Origin of the sequence: Amycolatopsis viridis (assembly GCF_011758765.1) — a bacterium.
GTDB classification, from domain to species: Bacteria; Actinomycetota; Actinomycetes; order Mycobacteriales; family Pseudonocardiaceae; genus Amycolatopsis_E; species Amycolatopsis_E viridis.
The window spans coordinates 2,793,625-2,810,387 of record NZ_JAANOU010000001.1 but is presented as its reverse complement, the minus strand read 5'-3'; the positions used below and the strand labels follow the sequence as shown (position 1 = coordinate 2,810,387).

Below are 16,763 nucleotides of genomic sequence, written 5' to 3'. Positions count from 1 at the left end.
GCGCGGTCACCGCCGGTGCCCGAGGTCGACGACGCCGGCGCGGCGGTGCTGATCCGCCAGGGCGACGACGCCGTCGGCGTCGCTGCCGACCGGTTTGGCCGCGCCTTCCAGCACCTCACCGACCGCCCGGACCGCCATCGGCAGCGCGGTGTCGGTCAGTGCCTTGAACGCCGGCACCGCCGCGACGAACACGGCCAGCGGCGGCTCGATCAGCCCGAGACCGACGGCCGCGGCGAGGCCGCCGAAGAACCCGACCGAGCGCGGGACGTCGATGGTCACCCGGCCCATCTCGATGACCAGAACCTTGCCCGGTTCCCCGATGCGGACCTCGATCGCGCCGTTCGTCGCCATCGCCCCTGCTCCTTCCCGGGAGTGCGTCGACTCACCTCCGGGGGCATACCCGCCGGACGGCGGCCGTACCGGTGTCACCGCGGCCCGGGTGTGGGGATACGCCACCAGACGCGCGAGGTGTCCACCCGGTCCGCGTGCCGCCGCACCGCATGCAGCCACACCAGGCCCAGCAACGCCACCACCGCCAGCCCGCCCCAGCTCAGGAGCGTGAACAGGTGGGCCTGCAGGGGCGTCGGCTGGGGCTGGTAGCCCTGCGCCAGGAGCTGGTCCTGCGCCGGCGTCCCGGTCAGGACCAGGGTCAGCAGCAACGCGATGCCGTGCATGGAGTCCCACAACGCGTGCAGCACCGACACCCCGAGGTAGGAGACCACCAGCCGCCCGGTCAGCGCGAAGTGCTCGCGCACGCTGGAGGAGAACAACACGCCACCGAGGATCGCGGTCCACAGGCCGTGCCCGACCGGCGCGAGCAGCCCGCGGAGGAGCTCGGTTTCCACCAGGTCGGCCACGGACAGCCCGCGCTCGGTGAACAGCGCCGTGAACGCGTACCCGGCGGACTCGAACGCGGCGAACCCGAACCCGACCGCGGCGCCGAGGACAAGGCCGTCGCGGACGTCCTTGTGCGCCAGCCGCCGGGTGAGCACCGCCAGCGCGGCGAGTTTCACGGCCTCCTCGATCAGCCCGACACCCAGGAACAACCACGGTGACGGGTGCAGCAGGTAGGTCTCCAGCACGGAGGCCGCCAGGACGCCGAGCACCCCGCCGGTGACGAAGGTGGACAGCACCAGCTCGGCCGTCAGCTCCCCGCTGTGCCGCCGGGAGAACGCCCACGCCACGAACGTCACCGGCACCAGGAAGCTGCCCAGCAGCACCAGGGTCGGGATCAGGTTCGGGTTGCCGGTGAGGAAGATGACCACCACGGTCAGCAGCCACAACCCCAGGCCTGTGCCGAACATGCGCAGCCAGAGGCGCCGCGGGCGCGCGGCGCCCGTCCCGGATCCAGCCATCGTGTCTCCTCCCGCTCCCGGCCCGGGCAGCGTTCCCGTGGGCGGGCGGACCAAACCGCGGTCAGGTGTGGTCCGCACCGCCCGGGCCGGCCCGGGCGGCCGGGTGGCCTCGCGCGTGCGTTGCTGCTCCGGTGTCTACTCCTCGGGGGCCTGCGGTTCCAGCGGGTTGCGGGCCATGCGGGCGGCGAGGCCGCTGCGGGCCATGGCCGCGGCCGTGCTGTCCGGCTTGCGTTTCGCCTGGTCCTCGAAGCACCGCACGAACTCCTCGGCCAGGTCCAGCCGCGGATACCGCCGCAGCACCTCGGCCCGGAACTCGTCCGGGAAGTCCCCGGCGTTGCGGCCGGAGATGTCCACGCCCGTGGCGCGGCACAGGAGGAAGCCCTCGGGGTCCGCACCGGGATCCACCTCGTCCCACATGTGCCGGATGATCACCTCGGCCACCCGCTGCCGCCGGTCCCGCGCCCAGCCCGCTCCCGCGGCGAACACCCACGCGACGCTCCCCCCGGCCACCTCGAACGGCACGGTGTGGCTGTCGAACTCCGCCACCAGCCCGATGTCGTGCAGCACCGCGGCGACGAACAGCAATTCGGGATCGTGGTCGAGCCCGTGCGCGTCGCCGTAGGCCGCGGCCCAGACGTAGGAGCGCAACGAGTGGTTCACCAGAGCCGGCGAGGCGTACGTGGTCGCCACCTCCAGGGCGGCCGAACACGCGGAACTGCGGGGAAGCACGATATCACTGAGCTGCATGGCGCGATTGTCGCAGCCCGGAGCAGCGCTCCACAGTGGACAAGTCCGGCACACGCCGCCGGACGTGCGGATCAGGCATGCCGGCAGCCGTCCGCGGGTACCACCAGGACCGGTGCGGAAGAGACCCAGGAGGGAGCCGGCAGTGGATCAGGGACGAGTGGTGGTCGTGACCGGGGCCAGTGGCGGCATCGGCCGGGCGGCGGCGCGGGCGTTCGGCGAGCGCGGCGACCGGGTCGCCCTGATCGCGCGCGGGGACAACGGCCTGAAGGCGGCTGCCGCCGAGGTCGAACGGGCGGGAGGGCAGGCGCTCCCGCTGCCCGTCGACGTCGCCGACCACCAGGCCCTCGACGCCGCAGCCGATCAGGTCGAGCAGGCGTTCGGCCCCATCGACGTGTGGGTCAACGACGCGTTCACCAGCGTGTTCGCCCGGTTCACCGACATCGAGCCGGAGGAGTTCCGCCGGGTCACCGCGGTGACCTACCTGGGGTACGTCAACGGCACCCGCACGGCGCTGAAGCGGATGCTGCCGCGCGATCGAGGCGCGATCGTCCAGGTCGGGTCCGCGCTGGCGTACCGGGGCATCCCGCTGCAGAGCGCCTACTGCGGCGCCAAGCACGCCATCCAGGGCTTCACCGAATCGGTGCGGTGCGAGCTGCTGCACGACAAGTCGAACGTGCGCATCACGATGGTGCAGATGCCCGGGGTGAACACCCCGCAGTTCGACTGGGTGCTGTCCCGGCTGCCCCGCCGCGCCCAGCCGGTGCCGCCCATCTACCAGCCGGAGATCCCGGCGAAGGCCATCGTGCACGCGGCCGCGCACCCCGGGCGGCGGGAGTACTGGGTCGGCGGCTCCACCGTCGGCACGCTCGTCGCCAACTCGATCGCCGCCGGCCTGCTCGACCGCTACCTGGCGCGCACCGGGTTCGAGTCCCAGCAGGCCGAGCAGCCCCGCGACCCGGACCAGCCGGTGAACCTGTGGGCACCGGCCGACGACACCACGGGCACGGACTTCGGCGCGCACGGCCGGTTCGACCGCGCGGCCAAGACCCGCAGCCCGCAGCTGTGGGCGTCCCTGCACCACGGGGTGCTCGGCGCGGCCGCGGCCGCCGCCGCAGCGGCCGGTCTGGCCGCACTGACCCGCAAGCGCTGACGCGCGTCAGCCCCACCAGAAGGCGGCCGCGATGATGGCGTACAAGGCGATCAGCGCGGCGCCCTCGAACCAGGTGCCCTCTCCGTCGAGCACCACCAGGACCACGATCACCACGGCGATCACCAGCACGGCGATCAGCAGCGGCGGCAGCACCAGCGTGAAGGACGCGCCCAGCAGCGGCGCGGCGAGCACGACCACCGGGGCCAGCACCAGCGCGATCTGCAGCGGGCTCTGCAGGATCACCGACAGCGCGTAGTCCGTCCGGCCCTGCGCCGCGAGCTGGATGCCGACCACGTTCTCCACGGCGTTGCCCGCGATGGCCACGATGACCAGCCCCGCGAACGCCTGCGAGATGTGCAGCGCCGTCATCGCGGGCTGCAAACCCTCGACGAACCAGTCCGACACGAACGCCGCCGCCACCCCACCCGCGGTGAGCACGGCGAGGGCCGCCGCCAGCGGCCACTCCGCGGGCCGCTCGGCCTCCTCGCCGCTCGCCGCCGGCTCCCGCAGGGCCGGGGCGAACAGCGACAGCGCGAACAACACGAGCAGCACCCCGGACACGATGCGGGACAACAGGTTCTCGTGCCCGGCGGCGGGGCTGTGCAGCTCGGCGGTCAGGGCGGGCACCAGCAGGGCGGCCACCGACAGCAGCAGCATCAGCCCGATGATCCGCGCCGTGCCGGCGGCGAAGGTCAGCCGTCCCCGGCGCAGACCGCCGACCAGGAACGCCAGCCCCAGCACCAGCAGCACGTTCGCCAGGATGGACCCGACGATGGCCGACTGCACCACCCCCACCAGCCCGGCGCGCAGGGCGAAGAGGGAGACGAACAGCTCGGGCAGGTTGCCCAGCGCGCTCTGCACGATCCCGGTGAGCGAGGGACCGAGCCGGTCCCCCAGCGCGTCCACCCCGCGGCCCACCACGCGGGCCAGCAGCGCCAGCGCGATCGCGCTCAGCACGAACACGACCGTCCCGGCCAGGCCGGCCGTCCGGAGGGCGAAGGTGACCACCACCGCGGCCACCGACCCGCCGAGGAGCAGGTAGTCGGCCCGGGAGGGACCGGCCCGGCCCGGCCGGCCGGTGTCCGTGCGCTGCGCCACGGCATCGCCTCGCACCATGCGAGGGCGCCTACCCGGTGGCCCTCGCGGTAAACGGCCACGGTTGCCAACCGGGCACAGTGGACAATGCGGGTGCGGCCGTTTCCCGGCCTCCAGCGGTGGTAGCCCACCCGCAGCCACGGGGAGGAGGGACCGGGAATGTGCCGGTTGTTCGGACTGTCGGCGAGCCCGGACCGGGTGCGGGCCACTTTCTGGCTGCTCGAAGCGCCGGACAGCCTCGCCGAGCAGAGCCGCCGCGAACCGGACGGCACCGGGCTCGGCACGTTCGGCCCCGGCGGCACACCGGTGGTCGACAAGCAACCGCTCGCGGCCTACCAGGACCGGCGGTTCGCCGAGGAGGCCAAGGAGTGCGAGTCCGCGACGTTCGTCGCGCACGTGCGCTACGCCTCCACCGGTGGCCTGGACACGCGCAACACCCACCCGTTCGTGCAGCGCGGGCGGCTCTTCGCCCACAACGGGGTGCTGGGCGGGCTGGACACGCTGGAGCGCGAGCTCGGTGACTACCGGGACCTGGTGCACGGCGACACCGACTCCGAGCGGTTCTTCGCGCTCGTCACCCAGCAGATCGACCGGCACGGCGGCGACGTCACCGCCGGCATCACCGGGGCCACCTACTGGGCCGCCGAGCACCTGCCCGTCTACGCGATCAACCTGATCCTGACCACCCCGGACGAACTGTGGGCGCTGCGCTACCCCGGCACACACGACCTGTTCGTGCTGCAACGCGCGGCCGGCGGCCCGCACGGCGACCGGCACCTCGACCACGCCAGCACCGCCGGGCGCATCCGCGCCCGCTCCGGCGCGCTGGCCGGCCACCCGGCCGTGATCGTCGCCAGCGAGCGCATGGACGAGGACCCCGGATGGCAGAACCTGCGGTCCGGCGAGCTGCTGCACGTCGGCCCCGGCCTGACCGTCACCCGCCGGGTGATCCTCCACGACCCGCCCCGCCACCAGCTCACCCTCGACGACCTCGGCGCGCACGCCAAGGCGTCGCAGACCGGGCAGTGACCGCACGAGAACGAGGAGCCCCACCATGCCGCTGGCCCACTCCGCCGACCCGGACCGCACCGGCCGCGAGGAGATCGGCGTCAACCCGGTCTTCACCCGCGAACCGCTGCGCATCCCCCGGGACCGGCTGCCCGAGGGCGAGCTGGATCCGCAGACGGCCTACCAGATCGTGCACGACGAGCTGATGCTCGACGGGAACGCCCGGCTCAACCTCGCCACCTTCGTCACCACCTGGATGTCGGACGAGGCGCGCACGCTGATGAGCGAGTGCTTCGACAAGAACATGATCGACAAGGACGAGTACCCGCGCACCGCCGAACTCGAACAGCGGTGCGTGCGGATGCTGGCCGATCTGTGGCACGCTCCCGACCCGGACCATCCGACCGGCTGCTCCACCACCGGATCGAGCGAGGCGTGCATGCTGGCCGGCCTGGCGCTCAAGCGGCGCTGGCAGCACCGGGTCGCGCGGGACGGCCGCAGCGGGGCCCGCCCGAACCTGGTGATGGGCATCAACGTGCAGGTGTGCTGGGAGAAGTTCGCCAACTACTGGGACGTCGAGGCCCGGCTGGTGCCGATGTCCGGCGACCGGTTCCACCTCACCGCCGAGGAAGCGGTGCGCTACTGCGACGAGAACACCATCGGGGTCGTCGCGGTGCTCGGGTCCACGTTCGACGGCAGCTACGAACCCGTCGCCGAGATCTGCGCCGCACTCGACCAGCTCCAGCAGGAGCGCGGCTGGGACATCCCGGTGCACGTCGACGGCGCCTCCGGCGGCATGATCGCCCCGTTCTGCGATCCGGAGCTGGAGTGGGACTTCCGGTTGCCGCGGGTGGCCTCGATCAACACCTCCGGGCACAAGTACGGGCTCGTCTACCCCGGCGTGGGCTGGGTCGTGTGGCGCGATGCGCAGGCCCTGCCGGAGGACCTGGTGTTCCACGTCAACTACCTCGGCGGCGAAATGCCCACCTTCGCCCTGAACTTCTCCCGCCCCGGCGCGCAGGTCGCCGCCCAGTACTTGAACTTCATCCGCTTCGGCTTCGAGGGCTACCGGCGGGTGCAGCAGTACTGCCGGGAGGTCGCCTCGAACCTGGCCGGCCGCATCGCCGACCTGGGCGCGTTCCGGCTGCTCACCCACGGCACGCAGCTGCCGGTGTTCGCGTTCACCCTCGCCGACGGCGAGGAGGGCTACTCGGTGTTCGACGTCTCCGCCGCCCTGCGCGAACACGGCTGGCTGGTGCCCGCCTACACGTTCCCCGCGCACCGGGACGACCTCGCGGTCCTGCGGATCGTGGTGCGCAACGGCTTCACCCACGACATGGCCGACCTGCTGCTCGGCGACCTCAGCCGCGCCCTCCCCCGCCTGCGCGGCCAGGACAAACCCCAGCACGGCACCGAATCCAGCACCTTCTCCCACGGCGCCGAATCCGGTCACACCCAGGACGCGCCGGCCCGGCACCAGGCCGAGCGCTGAGGGCCACCGGCACCGCCGCGGCCGGCCGCCCGGCGTCACCGGGTCGGGCCGCGAACCTTGCCGGTGACGTGCGTCACCCGGCATTCTGGGTGCGCGGCAACGGGCGGTGGAGGTGACCGATGGCTGCTGGACCGACGCTGATCGGATCCGTACAGCGCGCACTGCACCTGCTCGACGCGGTCGGCGCGAGCGAACGGCCGATCACGGCCAAGGCACTCGCCCGCGGCGTCGGGCTCCCGCTGCCCACGACCTACCACCTCCTGCGCACCCTGCTGCACGAGGGCTACCTCCGCAAGCTCGACGACGGCTACGTGCTGGGCGAGCAGCTCGGTGCGCTGCGCCGCCACGACACCCGGCACGCGCTGCTGCCGAAGATCCGGCCGGTGCTGCGTGCGTTGCGGGACGAGGTCCGTGGCGCGGCGTACCTGTCGCTGTACTCCGGTGGCGAGATCGAGCTGGTCGACATCGCCGACGCTCCGGACACCCCGCCGGTGGATCTGTGGGTGGGCGTGCAGGAGGCCGCGCACGCCACCGCGTTCGGCAAGTGCATCCTGGCGTGCCTGGATCCCGGGGCACGGCGCGATCACCTGTCGCGGTACCGGCTGGCCGACCTCACCCCGCACACCATCACCGACACCCGGCTGCTCGAGCAGCGCCTGGCCGAGGGCGGCGGGGTCTTCAACGACCGCGAGGAGTACCTGCTCGGCACGGCCTGCCTGGCCACGCCCGTGCGGGCACCCGGGGTGGTCGGCGCGGTGGCGATCTCGCTGCCCGCGCGCCGGCTGCCCTCGGTCGAGCCGGTCTCGTTGCAACGGGCTTCGCGGCGCGTTTCCCGCGCCTTCGCACTGCTGTCCTGACCAGCGGGAACGGGCCGGTATCACCATCTGAAATCCGCACCGTTGCCCGCGCTGCGGGGCCCCGCGACAGTGACTCCCACACCGATTGGGAGGTCACATGGAACCGGACGAGCGGCTGGGCCTGTACCGCACGATGGTCCTGATCCGCACCTACGAGGAGTCGATCCTCCGCGAGTACCACGCGGACAAGAAGCCCGCCTTCGACATCGGCGCCGGGCTCATCCCGGGCGAGATGCACCTCTCCGCCGGGCAGGAACCCGTGGCCGCCGGGGTGTGCGCGCACCTGACCGCCGACGACGCCGTCACCGCCACCCACCGGCCCCACCACTTCGCCATCGCGCACGGGGTGGACCTGGAGCGGATGACCGCCGAGATCTTCGGCCGGGTGGACGGGCTCGGCCGGGGCCGCGGCGGGCACATGCACCTGTTCGACCCCGCCACGCACTTCTCCTGCTCGGGCATCATCGCCGAGGGCTACCCACCCGCGGTCGGCCAGGCGCTGGCGTTCCAGCGGCGGGGCACCGACCGGGTCGCGGTCGCCGTCACCGGTGAGGGCGCAGCCAACCAGGGTGCCTTCCACGAGGCGCTCAACCTGGCGGCGCTGTGGAAGCTGCCGGTGGTGTTCGTCGTGGAGGACAACGACTGGGGCATCTCGGTGCCGCGCAGCGCCTCGACCTGCGTCACCTCGAACGCGCTGCGGGCCGGCGGGTACGGCATTCCCGGCGAGCGCGTCGAGGACAACTCCGTGGAGGCGGTGCACGCGGCGGCCGGTACGGCGATCACGCGGGCCCGCGCGGGCGAGGGGCCGAGCCTGATCGAGGTGCACACGCTGCGCCTGTGGGGGCACTTCGAGGGCGACGCGCAGGGCTACCGGTCCGACCTGGAGGGTGTGCCGGGCCGGGATCCGCTGCCCACCTACGAAAAGCAGCTGCGGGCGGCCGGTGTTCTCCACGACAGCGGCGACATCACGGTGGCGTCGATCGCCGCGCAGGCCCGCGACCGCGTCGAGGCGGCGATCGAGTTCGCCAAGCGCAGCCCGGAACCCGACCCGGCCACCGCGCTCGACCACGTCTTCGCGCGCTCCTGAACCCACCACCGCAGCAAGCAAGGAGAAGCAGCAATGACGCTCACGGACGCTTCGGCATCCTCCTCCGCACCCGCCCAGCGCAAGCTCAGCACCGCCAAGGCCATGGTCGAGGCCATCGCGCAGGAGATGGAGCGCGACGAGGACGTCTTCGTGCTCGGCGAGGACGTCGGTGCCTACGGCGGCATCTTCAGCTCCACCACCGGACTGCTCGAGAAGTTCGGGCCCCGGCGTGTCCTGGACACGCCCATTTCGGAGACCGCGTTCATCGGCGCGGCCATCGGCGCCGCGGTGGAAGGCATGCGGCCGGTCGTCGAGCTGATGTTCGTCGACTTCTTCGGCGTGTGCATGGACCAGATCTACAACCACATGGCGAAGATCCACTTCGAGTCCGGCGGCAACGTCACCGTCCCGATGGTCCTCACCGCCGCGGTGGGCGGCGGCTACTCCGACGGCGCGCAGCACTCGCAGTGCCTGTGGGGCACGTTCGCGCACCTGCCCGGGATGAAGGTGGTCGCGCCCAGCAACCCCGCCGACGCCAAGGGCCTGATGACCGCCGCGATCCGCGACGACAACCCGGTGGTGTACCTGTTCCACAAGGGAGTGATGGGCCTGCCCTGGATGGCCAAGAACCGCCGGTCCGTCGGCCCGGTTCCCGAAGGCGAGCATCTGGTGCCGATCGGGAAGGCGAACGTCGTGCGGCCGGGCAGCGACGTCACGGTGGTGACGTTGTCGCTGTCGGTGCACCACGCGCTGGACGTGGCCGAGGAACTCGCGCAGCAGGGCGTCGACTGCGAGGTCGTGGATCTGCGCAGCGTGGTCCCGCTGGACACCGAGACGATCCTGGACTCGGTGGGGCGCACCGGCCGGCTGCTCGTCGTCGACGAGGACTACCTCTCGTTCGGGGTGTCCGGCGAGATCGTCGCCCGGGTCGCCGAGCGCGATCCCGGTCTGCTCCGCGCGCCCGCTGCCCGGGTGGCGGTGCCCGACGTCCCGATCCCCTACGCCCGCCCGCTCGAGTACGCCGTGCTGCCGACGCCGGACCGGATCCGCCGGGCCGTCCTCGGCCTGGTGAACGCATGACCGACATCGCCTTCCCCCGCGTCTCGGAGAACGAGCCCGACGCCGAAGGCGTGCTCGCCACCTGGTTCGCCGGCGACGGCGACCGGGTCGGCGAGGGCGACCTGATCGCGGAGGTCGCGGTCGACAAGGTGGACGTGGAGGTGCCCGCCCCGGCGGCGGGCGTGCTGCGGCTGCTGGTGCAGGAGGGCGAGGTGGTCAAGCAGGGCGAGGTGATCGCCCGCATCGAGTAGGAGCCAGGCTGCCGCCGGCCCCATGCCCCGGGGCCGGCGGCAGCCGACCCGCGATGATCGCGGTGATCTCCGCGAGCACACCGTCGCCGGGTGGCGGGAACGGCACGCTGTCGATGTCGGCGCACCACGCCGCCAGGTACGGGACGAGCTGTCCGTCATCGGTGCTCGCCAGTTCGGTCACGGCGGCCGCTCAGGGCACCGGTTCGGGCGGGGCGAGCACCCGGCTGCGCGACGGCACGGCGAGCAGCTCGCCGATGGCCGCCACCGCGCGCAGCGCGGCCTTGCCGTCGCCGTACGGATTGGCCGGGCTCGCCGGGCGCCACCGCCCCGACAACACGTCCTCGGTGGCCCGGCCGATCGCGGCGGGGTCCGTGCCCACCAGACGGGCGTGCCCGCTGGCGATCGCCTCCCGCCGCTCGGTGGTGTCCCGCAGCACGACCACCGGCGTGCCGAAACTCGGTGCCTCCTCCTGGATCCCCCCGGAATCGGTGAGCACCACCGTGGCCAGGCGGAGCGCGCGCACGAGGTCGGGGTACTCCAGCGGCCCGGTGACCGTGATCCGCGGTACTCCCGACAGTGCCGTGGTGACCTGGTCGCGCACCGCCGGATTGGGGTGGACCGGGAACAGCACCTCGACATCGGGCCGCCGGCGCACCAGGTCCCGCACCGCGGACAGGACGCGCTGCAAGGGCTTTCCCCACGACTCGCGCCGGTGGGAGGTCACCAGCACCAGCCGCCGCCCCTGCTCCAGCAGCCGCAGTTCGGCCGCCGCGAGTGCCCGGTCCTGAGCAGGCCGGCCGCGAGCGGCGATGTGCTCCACGGCGTCCACGACGGTGTTGCCGGTCAGGACGATCCGCTCGGCCGGCACCCCTTCGCCCAGCAGCGCGGCGACGGCGGCACCGGTCGGCGCGAGGTGCAGTGCCGCCAGGCGCGAGACCATCTGCCGGGTGCCTTCCTCGGGGAACGGCGCGGCGAGGTCGTGGGTGCGCAGGCCCGCCTCCAGGTGCACCACGGGGATGCCGCGCCAGAACGCGGCGAGCGCGCCGGCCAGCACCGTCGTCGTGTCGCCCTGGACGACCACCGCGGCCGGGCTCCTGCGGCGCAGGAACCCGTCGAGCGACGGCAGCAGACCCGCGACCAGCTCGGCCTGTCCCCCGTTGCGCCGCACCGGAGCGGGCAGCCGGTCGTCCACGAGCAGACCGAACGGCGCGAGCGCCTGCTCGACCATCCCGTCATGTTGTCCACTATGGACTATGACGGGGCGCAGGACGGGGTGCCCGGGCAGCGCGAGCGCCAGCGGCGCCAGCTTCACCGCCTCCGGGCGAGTTCCGGCCAGCAGCATGATGTCCACGTGAGTCTCCTGACGAGTGGGGAGTCCGCGGCCGCCGGCCTCGGCGGCGGCCGCGAACCTCATTTCCGGGAACCGGCGAGTCTCCTGCTGCGGCGGGTCGCGGCGACGAGTGCCGCGATCCCGGCCAGCACGAGGATCACGCCGAGCGCGATCCACCAGCCGACATCGGCACCGGTATAGGCGAGCGTGCCCGCGGTGCCGCCCGCGGTGGTGATCCCGGCGCCGGGCATCCGGTACATCCGCCCTCGCCCGTCAGACGGCCTGCGCGGTGGCGCGGCGGCGGCTAAACCAGACCCCGGCCGGCAGGCCGAGCGCGGCCAGCAGACCGAGCCCGATCCACATGCCCGCACCGGACGCCAGCGGCACCGGCAGCCCGGCCGGGCCGCAGGTCGCCGACGACACGATCACGTCGCCCGAGCCGAGGGAACCGAGCACACCGCCGAGCAGGCGCACGTGGATGGCGTTGACCGTCAGGCTGCCGTCCGGGTTGGCGATCTGCTCGTTGAACGTGATCTTCGCGACGTTGGCCCCGAGCGCGCCCACGTTCACGACGGTGTTCGCCGCCGGCGTGGCACTGACGTCGCCGAGCGGGCCGAGGTTCAGCCCGGCCAGCGTGGCCGCACCCGCGTTGCCGTCCTGGGTGGCGTGGCACTCCGCGGTCACCGCGTCGGCCTTGATGGTGCCGAGCGCACCCAGGACGCCGACCGACAGGTTCTCCACCGTCGCCTTGCTGTCGACGGCACCCGTGGTCTCGTCCCGCACGGCCGTTGTCTGCACCGTGCCGCTGTGGGCGATGCCGGGCACGTCGATGCCCACCAGCGTGCCGCTGGTGGGTCCTTCCGTGGACGCCTGCGCGAGCGGTCCCACGTGCACGGCCGGCTTGCCGAGCAGGGTCACGTCGACGTCCGCACCGTAGGCCGACCCGTCCCCGGGGGCCGCCGACGCGGGTACCGCACCCAGCAGAACCACGCCCGCCGCCATCGCGGCGGCGAGCCCGAGCCTTGCTCTTCGCATTGAGACACTCCGATTTCTTCCACGGCCGCGGGCACCCCATCGGCGCCGCGCCGGCTCGTGATCTTGCTATCGGCGCGGTTCGCGCAGCGTCACGCGTTCGGCCCAAATATCCCCCTGGCGGGTAGCACTCCTAGGAGTTTCGCGGAAACGCTGGGTAATGTCAGCCAGGCTCTGGGGAGAGTCTGTTGTGGAGGGTCGATGTCGGCGAACGCTGCGCCGTTGTCCAGCCGGTTACCGGTCCGGTGGCTCGTCATCGCGATGCTCGCCGTGGTCGGCCTGCTCGTGGTGTGCCAGGGGGCGTACCGCACCGCCGAGGTGCAGGTGACCGGCGCCGTCCTGCGCTTGATCAGCGAGCACGGGGTGTACGTGGCCGGCGCCCGGCACACCGTCTACTTCGGCCTGGGCGGCGACCGGCCGCTGGGACTGCAGATGACACCGGAGTGCTCGTCCCTGTTCCTGGTCGTGCCGCTGGTCCTGGTGACGGCCGTGCTGGGGTACCTGCGGCCCGCGAACACGCGCCGGCTGCTGCTGTCCCTCCTGGTCTTCGGTGCCGTCGTCGCCGCGGTCAACCAGCTGCGCATGCTGCTCATCGTCGGCCTGGTGAACTGGCTCGGGATCTCCACCGGCTACTACTGGGGGCACACCCTGATGGGGTCACTCGTCAGCGTGATCGGCGGGGCCCTCGCCCTCGTGTTGTTCGTCCGGATCGGCCTGCGCCGCGAGCGGACCGCATGAGCGACGAGTCCTTCCAGGTCGTCCTGGGTATCACCCAGGCGTTCGCGTTGATGATGAGCGTGGCGTTCCTGGTCTACGTCACCGTCATCGTCGTGCCGTTCGTGCGGCACAAGCCGCGCCCCGCCGGCGACAGCAGCGCGTTCAGCTGGCACTTCTTCGTGCCCTGCCGCGACGAGGAGGCGGTGATCGGCGACACCATCCACTACCTGCGCTCGACGTTCCCGCAGGCGCACGTGTGGATCGTGGACGACGACTCCGACGACCGGACCGCGCAGATCGTCACCGGTTTGCAGTACCGCAGCGGCTCCCCCGACCCGCGCCTGCACCTCGTGCGCCGCCGGCGGCCGCAGGCCCGCACCGGCAAAGGTGACGCGCTCAACGCGGCCTACGCGCAGCTGGTCGCCTTCCAGGGACTGCGCGAGGACTACGACCGGGTGATCGTGGTGGTGGTCGACGCGGACGGCCGGCCCGCCCCCGGCTGCCTCGACGTGTGCGCGGCCGGCCACCTCTTCGGGGACCGCACGGTAGGCGCCGTCCAGGTCGACGTCTGGATGAGCAACCGGGACACCCCGCCACCGTCGCGATCCCGGGCGGGCCGGGTGTTCGGGCTGAAACTGGCCCAGCTGCAGGATCTCGAGTTCCGCACCGCCATCGCCGCGATCCAGACCTCGCGCCGGTACACCGGCACGATCTCGCTGGGCGGCAACGGGCAGTTCACCCGGATGTCCGCGCTGGCGTCCATCGGCGGCGCGGAGCTCAAGCCGTGGCGGGGCTCCCTGCTGGAGGACTTCGAGCTGGGCGTCCACCTGCTCATCGCGGGCTGGCGCACCGAGTTCACCCCGGACACCCACGTGTCGCAGGAGGCGCTGTACAGCTTGCGGCGCTTCCTGACGCAGCGGACGCGGTGGGGGCAGGGAACCATGCAGTGCGGCCGTTATCTGCGCCGCATCTGGGATTCGGTGCACGTCAGCACCTTCGGCGCCGCCGAGATGATGTACTACCTGGCGCAGCCGTGGATGCAGTTGCTCGGCTCGCTCATCTACCCGGTGCCGTTCCTGGTGTTCCTGGGTGCCACGGTGACCGACCCGTCCCGGATGGGTGGCTGGTTCACCGGCGGCGGCTGGATCCTGTTCGCCGTCTACGGCACGTTCGGGCTCGCCCCGTTCGTCGTGTGGGGACCGATCTACCAGTGGAAGTGCTTGCGCAGCAAGAATTTCCTGCGCGGCATCGGGATGGGCCTGGCCTACGCGGTGTACATCTACACGTTCTACATCACGTCCTGGCGCGCGCTCGTCCGGCTCGTCCGGGGACGCAACGGGTGGACGAAGACCCGCCGCAACACCGAGCCCGCCGCTGTCGCGATCGACAGTTAGCAGCGGTCGCCCTGCCCTCGAGGAGCGTCATGTCCGCGGTCACCGTACTCCGCGCGTTCCGCCGGGTGCGCTGCCCCAGGTGCGGGGGCCGGCGCACCGAACTCCGGGTGTTCGGCACGCGGCGGGACGGCCGGCCCGGGCGGCGGCGGTGCCGCCGCGACCTGCGCGCCGCGGCCCGGCGGTGGCGGCGGGATCCGCGGTGCGCGGCCTGCCGCCCGGCCACCGGGGCGGGCCGGCGGCCCGTCCAGCGCTGACCGTTGCGGACGCGGCGCGCGAGCCGCTCAGGCGGGCGGGTCGAGGCGGATCCCGGCCAGCTGGGTCGCCTGGGCCACCAGCCGGCCCCGGCTGTCCCAGACGAAGCAGGCTTGGTCGACCCGGTTCCCCTCGATCAGCTGCGCCTTCTGCAGCACCCGCACCGGGCCGGGCGCCGGCAGCGCCCGCACGTACGCGGTGAGCTCCAGAGTGGGCACCCACCCGGTGACGGCGACGTCCAGCGACGCCGGCGGGAACGCGTCGACGGCGTAGAGCAGGGCGAACGGGTCGAGGTCCGCGCCGCCGGGCAGGCTCAGCCAGCCCCGTAGCACGCCCGCGCCGCTCGGCGCGCCGCGGCTGAACCCGAGGTCCCCGGGCTGGATGCGCAGCTCGACCTGGTCCATGATCGCCGGCCCCGGGCCACCCCCGGCGGGACCGGTCACCCGCACGCAGTCCGCCGGCTCACCGCGCACCGGCTCGGGCAGGCCGTCGCTCCAGTACGGCTTCGCCTCCGGATCGAGTGCGCCGAGCGTGAACAGCGCCTCCACGCAGGGCGTGCCGTCCTGCGTCATCCGCGTCCGCACCTGGCTGGCCGACCGGCCGGCGCGCAGCACCTCCACGTCCAGGGCGACCGGCCCCGGCTCCGGGGACCGCAGGTACAGCGCGCTCGCCGCGACGACGTCCGGGTGCGCGCCGGACCGCGCGGCGGCACGCCCCAGCATCGCCAGCAGGTAGCCGCCGTTGGGCTTGCCGAGCACGGTCCAGGCCGGGTGTGCCTCCGCCGTGAAACGTCCCGGGGACACCTCCTCGACGCGGGTGGCTTCGGCAAAGGTGGTGGTGGCGTGCTCGGTCACACTCGAATCCGTTCGCTGGAGCGGCAGGGCCGGGGGAAGCGTCGCACACGATCCGCACCGCCCCACGTCACACCCGCCCATGCGGAACAGCGCACGCCAGCGCCAGCGTCGCGACGCAGGCGGAGAACAACACGGCGACCCAGGCCCCGCGCGGGGTGGTGACGGCCAACTCGGGGCCGAAGGCACCGGAAACCAGCACCCACACCGGGATCGGCGTCACCGCGAACGCACCGGCCGCCAGGCGCGCCCACCACCGTCCGCGGCCGGCGATCGCGTACCCGCCGGCCATGCCGAACAGGGGCATTGCCAGCGCGCCGCCACCGATCCCGCCGCTGAACAGCGGCTGACCGCCGCCGAGAGCGGCCACCGTCTCCGGGGAGAGGAGTACGGCAGCGGGGAACGTCAGCGGCGCCAGCGCCAGCAGCCGCCACCGGCGCCGTCCGCCGGTGCGGCGCAGGTGCTCGGCCCACGCCAGCAGGGCACCGGTGACGGCCCCGGGCAGCAGGATCTGGCCGAAGGTGCCGTACCAGGTGACGGTGGAGTCCGGCCCGGACACTTCGGCCATCACGCCGCGCAGGGCGGCCGCCCACGTCAGGCCGGCGAGCCCGCCGGTGGCGATCAGCGGACCGGCGGAGCGGGTCCGCGGCACCGGCGGGGCGGCGTTGCCGGTCGTCATCGCGGCATCCCGGCGGGCACCCGGTCGCGGCCGGCACCGGCGAGCAGGCCCACCCCGGCGACGGTGAGCACCAGCGTGATCGCGGCCAGCAGGCGGGCCCAGCCGGGCGCGTCGACGAAGAACGCCGGGATCGCCAGCAGGCCGGCCACCGCCCGCGACACGACGACGGTGATCACCCCGCCCCGGACGCGCCGCCACGCCGGAGCCACGGCGACGAGCGTGACGAGGCCGAGCACGGCCCCGATGACGACGACCGCGACGGGCGGGGCGCCGTCCCGGCCGAGACCGGCGGCGCCGGCGAGGTCGGCGAGGCCGAGCAGCGCGCACAGGACCAGGCCGGTGGTGAAGGTGACGTGACGGTTCATGACGATCTCCTCGAAAAGGTCGGAACGGGCCTCCAGCCTGCG

Annotated in this window: 19 protein-coding genes; 9 read left to right on the top strand and 10 right to left on the bottom strand. The window is 73.0% G+C overall.

The window, feature by feature from the left end; genetic code table 11:
- Positions 1-6 precede the first annotated feature (6 nt).
- The 3 genes from FHX46_RS13880 to FHX46_RS13870 all read right to left on the bottom strand — a co-directional run bounded on the left by FHX46_RS13880 (position 7) and on the right by FHX46_RS13870 (position 2,102).
- A complete protein-coding gene (locus FHX46_RS13880; protein ID WP_167114189.1) occupies positions 7-351 on the bottom strand; it encodes a hypothetical protein in 345 nt (114 codons plus the stop codon).
- Positions 352-425: 74 nt separating this feature from the next.
- A complete protein-coding gene (locus tag FHX46_RS13875) occupies positions 426-1,355 on the bottom strand; it encodes a PrsW family intramembrane metalloprotease (RefSeq protein ID WP_167114186.1) in 930 nt (309 codons plus the stop codon).
- 135 nt (positions 1,356-1,490) lie between these two features.
- Entirely contained in the window at positions 1,491-2,102 is a 612-nt protein-coding gene (locus tag FHX46_RS13870; RefSeq protein ID WP_167114183.1) for an HD domain-containing protein, read from the bottom strand.
- Positions 2,103-2,244: 142 nt separating this feature from the next.
- On the opposite strand from FHX46_RS13870, the gene FHX46_RS13865 reads away from it, so the two are divergent.
- Entirely contained in the window at positions 2,245-3,252 is a 1,008-nt protein-coding gene (locus FHX46_RS13865; protein WP_313886127.1) for an SDR family oxidoreductase, read from the top strand.
- Between the two features lie 6 nt (positions 3,253-3,258).
- Here the strand turns inward: FHX46_RS13865 and FHX46_RS13860 are convergent, their stop codons facing one another.
- Complete coding sequence (locus FHX46_RS13860) at positions 3,259-4,368, bottom strand: sodium:proton exchanger (protein WP_167114177.1); 1,110 nt, start codon at positions 4,366-4,368, stop codon at positions 3,259-3,261.
- A 138-nt stretch (positions 4,369-4,506) separates the two neighbouring features.
- On the opposite strand from FHX46_RS13860, the gene FHX46_RS13855 reads away from it, so the two are divergent.
- From FHX46_RS13855 to FHX46_RS13830, 6 genes are all read left to right on the top strand, one after another.
- Positions 4,507-5,376: a class II glutamine amidotransferase gene (locus FHX46_RS13855; RefSeq protein WP_167114174.1), complete on the top strand. Its 870-nt coding sequence runs from the start codon at positions 4,507-4,509 to the stop codon at positions 5,374-5,376.
- A gap of 25 nt (positions 5,377-5,401) precedes the next feature.
- The gene (locus FHX46_RS13850) at positions 5,402-6,847 is read left to right on the top strand and encodes a glutamate decarboxylase (RefSeq protein ID WP_167114171.1); all 1,446 of its coding nucleotides are present in this window, start codon (positions 5,402-5,404) and stop codon (positions 6,845-6,847) included.
- Between the two features lie 119 nt (positions 6,848-6,966).
- On the top strand, positions 6,967-7,704 hold the full coding sequence (locus tag FHX46_RS13845; protein WP_167114168.1) for an IclR family transcriptional regulator: 738 nt from the start codon (positions 6,967-6,969) through the stop codon (positions 7,702-7,704).
- Positions 7,705-7,801: 97 nt separating this feature from the next.
- Positions 7,802-8,791, top strand: a complete 990-nt coding sequence (locus tag FHX46_RS13840; RefSeq protein ID WP_167114165.1) for a thiamine pyrophosphate-dependent dehydrogenase E1 component subunit alpha — start codon at positions 7,802-7,804, stop codon at positions 8,789-8,791.
- 33 nt (positions 8,792-8,824) lie between these two features.
- Complete coding sequence (locus FHX46_RS13835) at positions 8,825-9,871, top strand: alpha-ketoacid dehydrogenase subunit beta (RefSeq protein WP_167114162.1); 1,047 nt, start codon at positions 8,825-8,827, stop codon at positions 9,869-9,871.
- Positions 9,868-10,101 (top strand): biotin/lipoyl-containing protein, encoded by a 234-nt coding sequence (locus FHX46_RS13830; RefSeq protein ID WP_167096144.1) that lies wholly within the window; start codon positions 9,868-9,870, stop codon positions 10,099-10,101. Before FHX46_RS13835 ends, FHX46_RS13830 begins: the two co-directional genes overlap by 4 nt.
- 190 nt (positions 10,102-10,291) lie before the next feature.
- Here the strand turns inward: FHX46_RS13830 and wecB are convergent, their stop codons facing one another.
- Genes wecB through FHX46_RS13815 form a run of 3 tightly spaced genes read right to left on the bottom strand, consistent with a single transcriptional unit; the run spans position 10,292 to position 12,466 of the window.
- On the bottom strand, positions 10,292-11,452 hold the full coding sequence (gene wecB, locus FHX46_RS13825) for a non-hydrolyzing UDP-N-acetylglucosamine 2-epimerase (protein WP_167114159.1): 1,161 nt from the start codon (positions 11,450-11,452) through the stop codon (positions 10,292-10,294).
- A 59-nt stretch (positions 11,453-11,511) separates the two neighbouring features.
- Positions 11,512-11,691 (bottom strand): LPXTG cell wall anchor domain-containing protein, encoded by a 180-nt coding sequence (locus FHX46_RS13820; RefSeq protein ID WP_167096142.1) that lies wholly within the window; start codon positions 11,689-11,691, stop codon positions 11,512-11,514.
- Positions 11,692-11,704: 13 nt separating this feature from the next.
- Entirely contained in the window at positions 11,705-12,466 is a 762-nt protein-coding gene (locus FHX46_RS13815; RefSeq protein ID WP_167114156.1) for a choice-of-anchor P family protein, read from the bottom strand.
- Positions 12,467-12,664: 198 nt separating this feature from the next.
- Here FHX46_RS13815 and xrtP point away from each other — a divergent pair, with 198 nt between their 5' ends.
- On the top strand, positions 12,665-13,201 hold the full coding sequence (gene xrtP, locus FHX46_RS13810) for an exosortase P (protein ID WP_167114154.1): 537 nt from the start codon (positions 12,665-12,667) through the stop codon (positions 13,199-13,201).
- Entirely contained in the window at positions 13,198-14,574 is a 1,377-nt protein-coding gene (locus FHX46_RS13805) for a glycosyltransferase family 2 protein (protein WP_167114151.1), read from the top strand. Before xrtP ends, FHX46_RS13805 begins: the two co-directional genes overlap by 4 nt.
- A 281-nt stretch (positions 14,575-14,855) precedes the next feature.
- Here the strand turns inward: FHX46_RS13805 and FHX46_RS13800 are convergent, their stop codons facing one another.
- From FHX46_RS13800 to FHX46_RS13790, 3 genes are all read right to left on the bottom strand, one after another.
- On the bottom strand, positions 14,856-15,680 hold the full coding sequence (locus FHX46_RS13800; RefSeq protein ID WP_167114148.1) for a thioesterase family protein: 825 nt from the start codon (positions 15,678-15,680) through the stop codon (positions 14,856-14,858).
- Between the two features lie 67 nt (positions 15,681-15,747).
- Positions 15,748-16,356 carry a hypothetical protein gene (locus FHX46_RS13795; RefSeq protein WP_167114145.1) on the bottom strand — a complete coding sequence of 203 codons (609 nt, stop codon included), beginning with the start codon at positions 16,354-16,356 and terminating at the stop codon, positions 15,748-15,750.
- Positions 16,353-16,721 carry a hypothetical protein gene (locus FHX46_RS13790; protein ID WP_167114142.1) on the bottom strand — a complete coding sequence of 123 codons (369 nt, stop codon included), beginning with the start codon at positions 16,719-16,721 and terminating at the stop codon, positions 16,353-16,355. Before FHX46_RS13790 ends, FHX46_RS13795 begins: the two co-directional genes overlap by 4 nt.
- Positions 16,722-16,763 lie beyond the last annotated feature (42 nt).